Annotated in this window: 11 protein-coding genes; 5 read left to right on the top strand and 6 right to left on the bottom strand. The window is 62.1% G+C overall.

All coding sequences use genetic code 11. The features are described 5' to 3' along the window. Window positions 1-4: 4 nt before the first annotated feature. The 5 genes from ACIQUB_RS24930 to ACIQUB_RS24950 form a co-directional block, all read right to left on the bottom strand. Window positions 5-1,390, bottom strand: coding sequence for an ABC transporter substrate-binding protein (locus ACIQUB_RS24930; RefSeq protein ID WP_402933275.1), 1,386 nt, complete (start codon window positions 1,388-1,390; stop codon window positions 5-7). Window positions 1,391-1,398: 8 nt separating this feature from the next. Next, the gene (locus ACIQUB_RS24935) at window positions 1,399-2,238 is read right to left on the bottom strand and encodes an ABC transporter permease (protein WP_113238840.1); all 840 of its coding nucleotides are present in this window, start codon (window positions 2,236-2,238) and stop codon (window positions 1,399-1,401) included. A 5-nt stretch (window positions 2,239-2,243) separates the two neighbouring features. After that, entirely contained in the window at window positions 2,244-3,254 is a 1,011-nt protein-coding gene (locus tag ACIQUB_RS24940; protein ID WP_402933279.1) for an ABC transporter permease, read from the bottom strand. A gap of 86 nt (window positions 3,255-3,340) precedes the next feature. Beyond that, entirely contained in the window at window positions 3,341-4,906 is a 1,566-nt protein-coding gene (locus ACIQUB_RS24945) for an ABC transporter substrate-binding protein (protein ID WP_402933282.1), read from the bottom strand. 241 nt (window positions 4,907-5,147) lie between these two features. Continuing rightward, window positions 5,148-6,005, bottom strand: a complete 858-nt coding sequence (locus tag ACIQUB_RS24950) for a sulfurtransferase (RefSeq protein WP_162737579.1) — start codon at window positions 6,003-6,005, stop codon at window positions 5,148-5,150. A 190-nt stretch (window positions 6,006-6,195) separates the two neighbouring features. Between ACIQUB_RS24950 and ACIQUB_RS24955 the strand changes: the two genes are divergently transcribed. Next, on the top strand, window positions 6,196-7,998 hold the full coding sequence (locus ACIQUB_RS24955) for an ABC transporter ATP-binding protein (RefSeq protein ID WP_402933285.1): 1,803 nt from the start codon (window positions 6,196-6,198) through the stop codon (window positions 7,996-7,998). Window positions 7,999-8,012: 14 nt separating this feature from the next. Here ACIQUB_RS24955 and ACIQUB_RS24960 read toward each other — a convergent pair whose 3' ends face one another. Continuing rightward, the gene (locus ACIQUB_RS24960; protein WP_402933287.1) at window positions 8,013-8,705 is read right to left on the bottom strand and encodes a GntR family transcriptional regulator; all 693 of its coding nucleotides are present in this window, start codon (window positions 8,703-8,705) and stop codon (window positions 8,013-8,015) included. Window positions 8,706-8,898: 193 nt separating this feature from the next. Here ACIQUB_RS24960 and ACIQUB_RS24965 point away from each other — a divergent pair, with 193 nt between their 5' ends. From ACIQUB_RS24965 to ACIQUB_RS24980, 4 genes are read left to right on the top strand one after another with little or no spacing between them, the layout of a single operon-like run. Then, window positions 8,899-9,561 (top strand): aspartate/glutamate racemase family protein, encoded by a 663-nt coding sequence (locus tag ACIQUB_RS24965; protein ID WP_113238835.1) that lies wholly within the window; start codon window positions 8,899-8,901, stop codon window positions 9,559-9,561. After that, complete coding sequence (locus ACIQUB_RS24970) at window positions 9,558-10,919, top strand: dihydroorotase family protein (RefSeq protein ID WP_402933291.1); 1,362 nt, start codon at window positions 9,558-9,560, stop codon at window positions 10,917-10,919. The genes ACIQUB_RS24965 and ACIQUB_RS24970 overlap by 4 nt, the downstream gene beginning before the upstream one ends. Before the next feature lie 18 nt (window positions 10,920-10,937). Continuing rightward, window positions 10,938-11,864 carry a dihydrodipicolinate synthase family protein gene (locus ACIQUB_RS24975; protein WP_402933294.1) on the top strand — a complete coding sequence of 309 codons (927 nt, stop codon included), beginning with the start codon at window positions 10,938-10,940 and terminating at the stop codon, window positions 11,862-11,864. Further along, complete coding sequence (locus ACIQUB_RS24980; protein ID WP_402933297.1) at window positions 11,864-12,622, top strand: SDR family oxidoreductase; 759 nt, start codon at window positions 11,864-11,866, stop codon at window positions 12,620-12,622. Before ACIQUB_RS24975 ends, ACIQUB_RS24980 begins: the two co-directional genes overlap by 1 nt. Window positions 12,623-12,625 lie beyond the last annotated feature (3 nt).

The raw sequence follows: 12,625 nt of genomic DNA on the forward strand, positions 1-12,625 counted from the left end.
TGGCTCAGGCGATCCTCAAGGTGCCCTTGTGATCGATGAATAACCCGGCAATTTCCTTGCGCGCGGCGAAGACGTCGACCGGATGCACCAGGTAGAGCCAGGGCGGATTGGCGTTGAGATAAGTCAGGCACGCAGCATAGGCAGCTTCGCGCATCGCGGGCTCGACGGCGGCATTGGCGACCGCAATCAGGCGCTGCGCCTCGGCGTCGTCATAGCCCTGCCACCACACCGCTTTGGTGACGCTGGAGATCTTGTCGTTGAGGATGCGATAGGTGCTGTGCGGCGAGGAATCGAAGATTGCCAGATCGCCCATCTCCTTGCGGCCGATCTGGCGCGCATATTCCGGCCGGTCGATCTCGATCTCTATTTCCACCTCAAAACCGACGGCCTCAAGCGACGTCGCCACCAACCGGCTGACCTCGGGCGCGCGCTCGGGCATGAAGGTCGGCGTGCGTAGCGTGATGCGTTTGCTTTCCTCGACCTGATTGAGCAGCACCCGCGCGCGCTCAGGATCGTAGGGGATCGGCGACAGGCCGGCGCTCGCCATGCCGAGATGATAGGGACTGACGATGCTCGACGACGGCACGGCGAGGCCGTGGAAAATCTCGTCTGCGATGCGGGCGGTGTCGACCGCGAGATTGGCCGCGAGCCTTGCCTCGGGCGAGCGGAAGACGCCCTCTTGGCAATTGAGATAGAACATCACCGACAGCGTATTAACCGCCTTGCCCCACTGAAAACGATCGTCCATTACGAGATGCCCCTCGACACGCTCAAGGTTGAGCGCCGCATCGACCGCACCCGATGTCAGCAGGGCGAAGCGTTTGTCGGCGGAGGGCTCGGCGATGGCGACGATCTCCCGCGGCTCGGCATGTGCGGCGACGCGCTCAAGCACGGCTCTTGCCCTGGGCTCGAACGAGCGCACGCGGAAAGGCCCTGTCCCGAGGATCGGCTGACCATCGGTCGCCAAGCGACAGATGTAGAATTCGGAGAATATGTCGAGAATATCGGCAAAAGCGTCAGGATTGCGAACGACGACCGTAGCGTCGTTTTCGGCGGTGATCTTCGCATCGGCCAGATAGCGCGCATAGGACCACTTCATCCCAAACGTATCGACGGCCTCGAGAATGCCGTCGATGAATGCGATGACGTCCCCGGCCACGCAGAGCTTTCCATCGTGAAACGTCGCGCCCTCGCGGATTACAAACCGCCATTCGCGACCGTCTGCACTATGCGTCCAATTGGAAAACAGCGCCGGCAGCACCTGTCCATCCTGCCATTTCAATAACGGCTCGAACACCAGGTTCTTCAGTGTCAGCACGCTGGTGTCGTCGGTGACCCGCGTCGGTGGCAGGAAATCGACCTTCTCGAGGCTGATCGTCAGTGTAGACATTATAGGCCTTAGTCGAGTTCGCTGCGTCGGCGCGGATTGAACCAGTCCGCAAGGGAATCGCCGATCAGATTGAAAGATAGCACGGCAAGCAGGATCGCCATGCCCGGTGCCAACGCCACCCAGGCGGCACCACGTACGAATTGCAGGTTGGCCGAGACATCCGCGCCCCACTCCGCCATCGGCGGCTGGGCGCCGAGGCCGAGAAAGCCGAGGCTTGCGGTCTGCAGGATGGCGCTGCCAAGCGCCAGCGTCGACTGCACCAAGAGCGGTCCCAGACCGTTCACAAACACGTAGCGGAAAAGCACGCGCGGCGTCGGCAGGCCGAGCGAGATCGCGGCCTCGACATAGGGCTTCACAGAAATGCTGAGCGCCTGGCTACGGGCGACGCGGGCAAACTGCGGCGCCAGTGTAATCGCCACGGCAAGCATCGCGTTCTCAAGGCTTGGGCCGAAGGCGGCTGCGAGCGCGATTGCCAGTACCAGCGCCGGAAACGCCAGGATCGCATCGACGATGCGCATGATGACACTGTCCGTCCACCCGCCGGCGAAACCGGCGAGCATGCCGAACGAGACGCCGACGACAAAGGCGATCGCAACGACACCGACCCCGATCGCAAGCGTTGCTCGGCCGCCATGCATGATGCGGGTAAAGACGTCGCGGCCGAAGGCATCGGTGCCGAGCCAGTGGCTGAAGCTAGGAGCCGCAAGTTTGTGCAGCACGTCGAGCTTGGTCGGCGAATAGGGCGTGATCATTGGCCCGAAGACAATCACCAGCACGAGGGCGATCAGGATGAGACTGCCGGCCATCGCCAGCGTGTTCTTGCGCAGGAAGCTGGAAAACTCTGACATCGCGCTCACTTCATCTTCTTGCGGACGCGCGGATCAAGAACGCCGTAGAGGACGTCGACCACGATCGAGGTGAAAACGAAGAGCAGCGCAAAGACCAGCGTCGTGCCCTGTATGACAGGATAGTCGCGGTTCTTGATCGCCTCGAACATGTAGCGTCCGATCCCCGGCCAAGCGAAGATGGTCTCCGTCAGGATGGCGCCGCCGAGCATCTCGGCGAATTTCAGGCCGATGACGATGATTGCCGGCAAAAGCGAGTTGCGCAGCCCGTGATGGATGATCACGTCGCCGCGTCGCAGCCCCTTGGCCTTGGCCGTGCGGATGAAATCCTCGCCCATGACTTCGAGCATGGTATTGCGCACAAAACGGCCGAGCGTGGCGGCAAGGAAGGCGGCGAGAACGGCAGTGGGCAGGATCAGGTGCTGCAACGCGCTGAGCGCCGCCGCCCAGTTGCCAGTGATCACGCCATCCAAGATCGCGAAGCCGGTGATCGGTTCCGCGACGATGAAGGAGCTCATGCGACCGGAGACCGGCAGCCAGCCGAGATAGGTGCCGAAGACCAGCTGCAGGATCAGCGCCAGCAGGAAGGCGGGCATAGAAACGCCAACCAGCGAGACAACGCGCGTCACGTGGTCGAAGACGGAATTGGGGCGGGTGGCAGACAGGACGCCGATGGGGATGCCGATGATGACGGCGACGATGACGGCGAGCACCGACAGCTCGATAGTGGCCGGCAGCCGTAGCAGGATTTCATGCGCGACCGGCTGGCCCGTCTTCAGCGATATGCCGAAATCGCCCTGCAGCAACCCGCCAACGTAATTTAGGAACTGGATCGGAAACGGCTGGTCGAGATTGAGCTGCGCTCGCAGAGCATCGATCTGCGCCTGCGTGGCTCCCGGCCCAAGGAGGGTCACGGCGGGATCGCCGGGAATGAAGCGCACCAGCGAAAAGACGATAACCAGCACGATACACATGACAGGTATCAACGCGATCAAACGGCGCAAGATGAAGGTCGCCATGCCCAGTTTTACTCACATCCTCAGGAAGGTATCCGCAGCAGTGAACCGCTGCGGGTCGTTTTTTCGTTAGAGAAACGCGGTGCGCCTCACTTCTTGGACACGCCCCAATATTCGTTGAGCGGAGGCGCGCTGTTGACCACCAAGCCCTCGACATTGGCGCGGGTGAAAACGATGAGCTTCGGGCTGAACAAGTAGGCGCCCGGCACGCGCTTGACGATCTCTTCCTGCACCTGCTGATAGAGCGCCTTGCGGGCATCCATGTCGACCGTCTGCTGCGCCTTCAAGATCAGATCGTCAAGCGCCTTGTCCTCAGGCATGCGGAAGGTCATCGCGGTGTTGGCGAGCGACGACAGGTAACCGATCGTGATGTGTGCGTCCGGATCATTGTACCAGGGCTGACGGCCATCCAGCGCAGCATCGAACTGGCCGGCGGTCTGCAGCGCGCGATAGGCCGGGAATTCGGTCTGTTCGATCGTTGCCGTGATGCCGATATCGGCAAGGTTGGCCTGAACGAAGGTGGCGACGGCACCCCACAACGGACCCTGGAAGCTATAGAGCTTCAGATTGATGGTGGAGGGATCGACGCCGGCTTCGGACAGAAGCTTCTTCGCAAGCTCCGGATCGTAGGCCGGCGCCATGTCCTTGATCTTAGGATCGAAAGCCCAGCTGTTTGAGGTCAGCGGGCCATAGACGCGTTCAGCCGTGCCGCCGAACACGCCGGTCAGAAGACCGTCATAGTCGATTGCATGCGCAACCGCTTCGCGGACCTTGATATTGGCGAAGGGACCGTCCTTCTTGCTGTTGTTGAATTCCAGCTGGCGAATGATCTGGCTCGACACCTCAATGATCTTGACGTCCTTGTTCGACTTCAGTGCTTCGATGTCCTCAGCCGCGATCGCCGACAGTTGGCCCTGCTGCTGTACGACATCGACCCCGCCGCTTTCGAGCTCCAAACGCCGCGTGGAGGCGTCAGGAATGACGCGGTAGATGATGCGCGAGAGCTTCGGCGCGCCGCGGAAGTAGTCGGGATTGGCTTCAAGCACGACATTGGTGTCGGCCTGCGCGCTCTTGAAGGAGAAAGGTCCGGTGCCGACAGGATTGGCCGCGAACTTGTCGCCGTACTTTGCGACGGCAGCCGGGCTGACGATCGCCGACTGCGGCTGCGCCAAGATCGACAGGAACGCAGGATAAGGCTCGGAGAGTGTGATCTTGACTTCGGTGGGCGACACGACAGCAATGTCCTTGATCAGGTCGAAGGTCGCCTTGACGTATGAGTTGGTGGCCTTGGTGCGCTCCAGCGAGAACTTGACGGAGGCCGCATCGAATGGAGTGCCATCCTGGAACTTCACGCCATCGCGCAGCTTGAAATCGAATTCCTTGCCATCGGCCGAAACGGTCCAGCTGTTGGCGAGACGGCCTTCGAGCTGCTTGAAATCGGGCGCGGTCCAGGCGACCAGCGTGTCGAAGACGTTGAGAATGATTTCGCTGCCGATCGGCTCGGCCTTGTTGGTGCCGGGCTCGAGACTGACGGGATCGGAAGGAACGGCAACGACCAGCGTCTTCAATTGCTCGTCGCTTTGGGCATGCGCCGATCCGGAAAAGATCGGCAAGGCGACCAAGGCCACGGCGGCAAGTCCTTTGAGCAGTCTCATTCGCACAACCCTTTCACGGTCTGGCGTCGGCGCGGCTAACGTCGCCCGAGCCTATCATTGTCAGCCCATCAAGGGCTTTCCTCTTCTGATATTCCACGAAATATATCATCGCTTTTCCGGCTGTAAAGCCTTGCCTGCCAGCGTTTTGAACAAGTAGCCAATATGGCCTAATTATTGTGCATTTGCGAAAAGATTATTCTGCACAGCAGCATTCATGTGAAAAATTCGGGCGATCGACGGTTCATGCTGGGTCAGCGCCCCAGACGACCGGCCGCGTCGGATCGCTCACCCAGGCCGACCACGACCCGGGATACATCGCCGCATCGATACCGATCGACGCCAGCGCCAGCACTGTGTGCGCGGCCGACATGCCGGCACCGCAATAGACACCCACCGGTTTCAGGCCATCGGCGCCGAGCGCGCGATACATCTCCTTGAGCGTCGCCGTATCGGTGAAGTTGCCGTAATCGGTGACATTGTCGGGCGCCGGCGCGCTTAGCGCATAAGGGATATGCCCGCGCAGCGGCTGGCCGGGAAGGGACGCGCCGCCGATATAGTTCGGGCGGATGCGGGCATCGAGGAGCACGCCCTCGACGGCGAGACGCAGCGCCTCATCCGGCCCGATCTCGGCCATGTGGCCTGAGGTCAGCGTGATATCGCTCGGCGTTGGATGAGAGACCGCTTCGGTGACGGGAAGGCCGGCGGTCAGCCAGGCCGGAAAGCCGCCATCAAGCACCCGCACGTCGGGAAGACCGGCCCAGCGTAGCACCCACCAGGCCCGCGCTGCCGTCATGCTGCGATCGGCGTCATAGATGACGATCGTGCTCTCGCGACGCAGGCCCCAGGTGCGGGCCTTGGCCTGCAGCACCGCGATATCGGGCAAAGGCCGCTGCCCGCCCTCGACTGTCGCCGGCGATTGGAAATCCTCATAGGCCTGCGTATCGATCGCCCCTTCGATGCGCTGCCCCTTGAACGAGGCCTGCCCCGTATAGGGGTTGATCGAGTGGACAGCGATGACGGTCACATCGGCACCAGAGGCGCGCATCGCCTGCAGCTGAGCGGGGGTGAGCAAAACCGTCTGGCGCTGCGCGTCTGTCATGTGGGTCTCCGATCGATCCAGTGAGGCACCTGTTTGCATCTAACTCAGAGGCAGAGTTGTCGATCGAGAAAAGGATCGCAAGCTCAAAATATCTTACGTGATATTCTACTAGGTATTTTTATTGACATTTGTTCACTGACGCGTTGCAATAACCGCCTGCCAGCTTTGCCGCGATCCGGAGTATCCGCGCTTGACAGTCCTTTCAGTCGAAAACCTCACCACGTCCTTCCGCAGAAATGGCGCGTGGACGCCTGTCGTCAACGACGTGAGCTTCACCATCGCGGCGGGCGAGACGGTCGCGATCGTGGGCGAATCCGGCTCCGGAAAAAGCGTCACCGCCATGTCGATCATGCGCCTGCTGCCGGAGCGCACCTCGCGAGTATCAGGCAAGATCACGCTTGGCGGCACCGATCTCCTGTCGCTGCCGGAGCGACAGATGCAGGATGTGCGCGGCAACGACATCGCCATGATCTTCCAGGAGCCCATGACCTCGCTCAACCCGGTCCTGACGGTCGGGCGCCAGATCGCCGAGGCTATTATCCGCCATCGCGGATGCTCGAAGAAAGAGGCGCGCGCCGAGGCCGTGCGCCTGCTCGAACGCGTGAGAATTCCGGCCGCCGCCAGCCGATACGACGAATATCCGCACCAGCTCTCCGGCGGCATGCTCCAGCGCGTGATGATCGCCATGGCGCTCGCCTGCCGTCCGAAACTCCTGATCGCCGACGAGCCGACCACCGCGCTCGACGTCACCGTCCAGGCGGAGATCCTGCAGCTGATCAAGTCGCTGCAGGACGAGGAGAATATGGCGGTTCTGTTCATCACCCACGACATGGGCGTCGTCGCCGAAATCGCCGACCGGACGGTGGTGATGTTCCGCTCGCGCGCGCTGGAGATTGGTCGGACCGAACAGATCTTCAAGGCGCCCCTCAATGTCTATACCAAGGCGCTGCTCTCCGCCGTCCCGAGGCTGGGCTCGATGGAAGGCCGCGCCTTCCCGGCCACGCTGCCGCTGACGGACACGGACACCGGCATCGCCTCGCCGGAGCGCGAGATCACCGGCACCGTCGAAATCGGCAAGCGCCCCATCCTCGAGGTCCGCAACCTCGTCACCCGTTTCGATATCAAGTCGGGTCTTTTCGGACGCGTCAGCGGCCGCGTGCATGCGGTCGAGAACGTCTCCTTCGATCTCCACAAGGGAGAAACGCTCTCGCTGGTGGGCGAATCCGGCTGCGGAAAATCGACCACCGGACGCTCCGTGCTGCGCCTCATCGAGCCGGTCAGCGGCTCCATCCATATCGATGGCCAGGATATCAGGGCGCTCGACCACACGAAGCTTACGAAGCAGCGCCAGCACATGCAGATGATCTTCCAGGACCCGTTCTCCAGCCTAAATCCCCGCATGCGCGTCGGCGATGCAATCATGGAGCCGATGATCACGCACGGGTTGGCGACGGCGAAAGAGGCGCGCGAGAAGATGGCGGATCTGATGGTGCGCGTCGGCCTGCAGGCAGACATGGCGCGGCGCTTCCCGCATGAATTCTCGGGCGGCCAACGGCAGCGTATCAGCATCGCCCGCGCGCTCACCCTCAATCCCGGTCTGATCGTCGCCGACGAGGCGGTCTCAGCACTAGACGTATCGATCAAGGCGCAAGTCGTGAACCTGATGATGGAACTGCAGGAGCAGTTGAAGATCGCCTATCTCTTCATCAGCCACGACATGGCGGTCGTCGAGCGCGTCAGCCACCGTGTCGCGGTGATGTATCTCGGTGAAATCGTCGAAATCGGCACGCGCGAGCAGATCTTCAGCAATCCGCAACACGCCTATACGCGCAAGCTGTTGAGCGCGGTCCCGATCGCCGACCCGGCGCGCCGCCATATCCGCCGCGCGACACCAGGCGGCGAAATCGGCAGTGCGGTGAGGCCCGCCGACTACCAGCCCCCTGTCGCCCGCTATGACGAGCCGGCGCCCGGCCACCTCGTCAAGGTCGCCTGAGGCGGGGCCAACGATCAGAGCGTCAGCCCCACCTGCCCCCTTGCGACGAGAGCGCCTAATATTCCCTGGCGCGTATTCTCGTTGTGCTCCATCACGGCGTCACGCGCCTTGTCGGCGTCGCGCTGTCGCAGTGCGGCGACGATGCGGTGGTGATCGTCATTCGTCTCCGGATTGATGTCGCGAACACGCGCGCCCATGTAAAACAGCCGCGCGCATTCTTCCAGATGGCTCATGACCAGCGCATAAAGGCGCGGATTGCGCGAGCCGTGCGCGATCGCGGAATGAAATTCCTGATTGGAATCGACAAAGGTCTTGGTGCTGACCTCCTCGCCGATCACGTAGCTGACACCGGCAAGCTGATCGAGAAGATCGAGATCGGCGTCTGAGAGGTTCTTGGCGGCAAGTGCCGCTGCCGTCCCTTCCAGCATCCCACGGATTGCGAAGAGGTCGTTCATATCCTTCACCGTCACCGGCGTCACGCGGTAGCCGCGTCTGGGATAGGCTTCCATGAAGCCTTCGACGCAGAGCCGCGCCAATGCTTCGCGCACCGGGGTCTTGCTGACAGACAGTTGCTCGGCCAGTTCCGGTTCCGAGACCTCCACGCCGGGCGCAAGGTCGCCGGTGATGATGCGCTCGCGAAGAATGGCATAGGCCGTCTCCGTCAGCGACTTCGCGCGCTTGCCACTTGACGTGTCCGCTTTGATCAAAATCAATCTCCAGTTTCCGATTTCGGCGGTCATCCGTCGAGCCGAGCACCAACATAAGCGAGCAATCCGCCAATTTCCACGAACACTTCGCATCATCAGGTCCTGCGCCAACAGAACTTTGACAAGCGGCTTTTTCTGATATACTACGTAATATATTTAATGGACGCAATGCTGTCCCCCAGCAGGTATCGCCTTGTCAAAAATTCTCGTCATCAATCCAAATAGCTCCGTTTCGGTCACCCGATCGATGGAGACCTGCCTGGGCATCCTTCGTGACGCCACGCGCCATGACATCCGCTGCACGGAGTTGCAAAAATCCCCACCCGGCATCGAGACCGATGCTCATGTGGCCGAGGTTATACCCAACATTCTCGAAGCGGTCGCTATGTCCGACGCCGATGCCTTCGTGCTCTCTTGCTTTTCCGATCCCGGCATCGCCGCGGTCAGAAAGGCGACAACGCGTCCCGTTGTCGGCATCGCCGAGGCTGCCTATCTTGCAGCGCTGGGCCTTGGACAGAAGTTTGGCATCGTCTCGCTTGGCCAATCCTCGATCGACCGCCACCTTCGCTATCTCAAGGTGCTCGGCTTTGACGGTCGTCTTGCCGGTGATCGATCCATCGACATGACGGTCGCCCAACTCATGGCGGGAGACGTGGTCGAAACCGTCGCCCGCACGGCGCGCCTGCTGCGCGACGAGGACGCGGCCGACGTCATTATCCTCGGCTGCGCTGGCCTCGGCGGTTATCGCCAGGCGATGCAGGATGCACTTGGGATCCCCGTGATCGATCCGGTGCAGGCGGGTGCGGCACTCGCCTCCACCACACTCGACCTGCAATATGGAAGGCATGGATTATGACTTACGACATCGTCATTTGCGGCACAGCCGTCTTGCCCGAGGGACCGCTCGAGAACGCCTGGATCGCCATCCGTGACAGCAAAATCGCGGCGATTGGTGTCGGCTGCCCCCCCGATGCGACCGATCGTTTCGATGCCGGCGCCGACCTGATCATCCCAGGCGTCATTGACGGTCAAACCCATGCCTGCAGCTATGGCGGCCTGCCCGGCATCCGCTCGACCACGCGTTCGGCGGTCGCCGGCGGCATCACCACCATTGTCGACATGCCCTACGACAATCCCGCCCCCCTCAATTCGGTTGCAAGGCTCGATCACAAGGTCGCGGCGATCCGCGAGCACGCCCACACCAACGTCGCCCTATACGGGACTGTCATGCCCGGCCAGTCCACCGACGAGGTCGACGGCCTGATCGCGGGTGGCGTTGTCGCCTTCAAGATCTCGACCTTCGAAAGCAGCCCGACCCGCTTCCCGCGCATATCCTCCAACCAGACGCTGGAGATCTTCACCGCACTGGCCGAGACTGCGATCCCGCTCGGCGTGCACAATGAGGACCAGGAAATCGTTCGCGCCAACATCGCCGCCGCCAAGGCCGCTGGCCGCGATGGCATCGAGGCCCATTCCGAAAGCCGGCCGCCGGCCGCTGAAATGGCCGCAACCGCGCAGTTCCTTGAACTGGGAGCCGCCGCCGGCGCGCACGCTCATATCGTGCATCTGACAACGACGCGTGGTTTTGACCTGGTCGAGAATTATCTGATGGACGGCTATCGCGCCACCGGCGAACTCTGCATCCACTACCTCTGGCTCGACCCCGAAATCGATGGCCCGGCGCTCGGCGCCAAGATGAAGGTCAACCCGCCGATCCGCCCCGGCCAGATCGAGCTGCTCTGGGACGATGTCGTATCCGGCCGTGTCGCCTTCGTCAGCTCCGACCATTCCAGTTGGCCGATCGACAACAAGTTCACGACATCGATCTTCGACGCCGGCGCCGGCGTTCCCGGCCTTGAGACCCTGCTGCCCGCCTTTTACACGGGTGCCAAGATACGAGGCTTCGACGCCTTGACCCTGACCGTCGAGCAGTTGTGCGAACGCCCCGCCAAGTTCTTTGGCTTGTGGCCGCGAAAGGGCGCGCTCGTCGTCGGCGCGGATGCCGACATCGCTATTCTCAAGATGGAATCACAGGTCTGGGATTCGTCCAAGGCACATGACGAGCTCCGCTGGAGCCCGTTCGACGGCCGCGAATTCGGCGTCCGCGTCGCCCGCACCTATGTCGGCGGCAAGCTCGCCTATGATGGGACGGAGATCGTCAACGCCCCCGGCGACGGCCAGTATGTCGGCCGCGGCAATTCAGCCTGGTTCTGAGTTACAGGAGGATAAGACATGTCACACATCACAGCCGATACTTTGGGCGTCTTCGTCATTGCCTGCACCCCCTTCGACGAAAGCGGCGCGATCGACACACCCAGCATCGATAGCATGGTCGATTTCTACTATGAAAAGGGCGCCGACGGCCTGACGATCCTCGGCATGATGGGCGAAGCGCCAAAGCTAACCCAGGCAGAATCGATCGAAGTTACGCGCCGGACGCTCGCGCGCTCGGCCGGCAAGCCCGTTGTCGTCGGTGTCTCTGCGCCAGGGCTTGCCGCGATCGGCGAGCTGACGAAGGCGGTGATGGATATCGGCGCCGCCGGCGTCATGGTCGCGCCGCCGTCCAGCCTGCGCACCGACGACCAGATTATCACCTACTACCGCAACGTCGTCGAAACCATCGGCACCGACGTCCCCATCGTCCTCCAGGACTTTCCGCTGGCAACCGGCGTCCAGATCAGCTCGCAAACGCTCGGCGTGATTTTCGAGGCGCATCCGAGCATCGTCATGCTGAAGCACGAGGATTGGCCCGGCCTCCAGAAGATCACCGACCTGCGCTCCGCCGAGGCCAAGGGTCGCAGACGCGTCTCGATTCTTTGCGGCAATGCCGGCGTCTTCCTGCCGGAGGAAATGCAGCGCGGCGCCGATGGAGCCATGACCGGCTTTGCCTATCCAGAAATGATGGTGAATGTTTGCCGGCTCAGCAATGAAGGCCGGCATGAGGAGGCGCACGACCTCTTCGATGCCTTCCTTCCCCTCATGCGCTACGAGCAGCAGCCAGGCCTCGGCCTCGCCGTTCGCAAATATCTATTGGCCAAGCGCGGCGCGATCGCCAGCGCCGCCCAGCGCCGCCCCGGTGCCGTATTGAACGCGGCGGCAGTGGCCGAAGTCGAGCGGCTGATTGCCCGCCAGGAAAAGAAACTAGGAGATTTGAACTAATGGACCTGCACATCTCTGGTAAGAAGGCACTCGTTCTCGGCGCCAGCCGCGGCCTAGGCGCCGCGATCGCGGCCGGGCTCGCGGCCGAAGGCGTCAAGGTCTTCGCCGCTGCCCGCAGCGCCGACAAGATCCAGGCGACCGACAACATCGTTCCCGTGTCCGTCGATCTCTCCAATGCCGCTTCGGTCGCAGCGCTCATCGAGAAGCTCAACGCTGAAGGCGGCGTCGATATCGTCGTCAACAATTCAGGCGGTCCAAAGGCCGGTCCGGCGCTCGGTCAGTCCTCGGAAAGCTGGGTTTCAGCCTTCCAGTCAATGGCGACCTCGATCTTCTCGATTACCGACGCCATGCTAACAGGCATGATCGCTCGCAATTGGGGCCGCGTCATCACCATCGGCTCTTCCGGCGTCGTCCAGCCGATCGCCAATCTCGCTTTGTCGAACGGTGTGCGCGCCGCTGTCGCCGGCTGGTCGAAGACGCTCGCCTCCGAGGTCGCCCGCCACGGCATCACCGTCAACATGATCCTCCCCGGCCGCATCGCCACCGACCGCGTCCGCGAGCTGGATGGCATCAAGGCCGACAGGACCGGTGCATCGCTCGAAGCCGTACAGGAAGCATCGCGCAACGAAATCCCGGTCGGCCGTTACGGCAAGCCCGAGGAATTCGCGGCCGTCGCAGTATTCCTGGCGAGTTCTCAGGCCAGCTATGTCACGGGGTCGTCCATCCGCGTCGATGGCGGCATGATCAGGGGACTGTAAGCC

The sequence above is a fragment of the Rhizobium sp. NPDC090275 genome, from assembly GCF_044772225.1.
In the GTDB taxonomy this organism is placed as follows: Bacteria; Pseudomonadota; Alphaproteobacteria; order Rhizobiales; family Rhizobiaceae; genus Rhizobium.

What these genes read in the sequence shown, in the direction of transcription:
- ACIQUB_RS24930 (WP_402933275.1), bottom strand. Translation starts at nt 1,390, where the DNA reads ATGTCTACACTGACGATCAGCCTCGAGAAGGTCGATTTCCTGCCACCG.
- ACIQUB_RS24935 (WP_113238840.1), bottom strand. Translation starts at nt 2,238, where the DNA reads ATGTCAGAGTTTTCCAGCTTCCTGCGCAAGAACACGCTGGCGATGGCC.
- ACIQUB_RS24940 (WP_402933279.1), bottom strand. Translation starts at nt 3,254, where the DNA reads ATGGCGACCTTCATCTTGCGCCGTTTGATCGCGTTGATACCTGTCATG.
- ACIQUB_RS24945 (WP_402933282.1), bottom strand. Translation starts at nt 4,906, where the DNA reads ATGAGACTGCTCAAAGGACTTGCCGCCGTGGCCTTGGTCGCCTTGCCG.
- ACIQUB_RS24950 (WP_162737579.1), bottom strand. Translation starts at nt 6,005, where the DNA reads ATGACAGACGCGCAGCGCCAGACGGTTTTGCTCACCCCCGCTCAGCTG.
- ACIQUB_RS24970 (WP_402933291.1), top strand. Translation starts at nt 9,558, where the DNA reads ATGACTTACGACATCGTCATTTGCGGCACAGCCGTCTTGCCCGAGGGA.
- ACIQUB_RS24975 (WP_402933294.1), top strand. Translation starts at nt 10,938, where the DNA reads ATGTCACACATCACAGCCGATACTTTGGGCGTCTTCGTCATTGCCTGC.
- ACIQUB_RS24980 (WP_402933297.1), top strand. Translation starts at nt 11,864, where the DNA reads ATGGACCTGCACATCTCTGGTAAGAAGGCACTCGTTCTCGGCGCCAGC.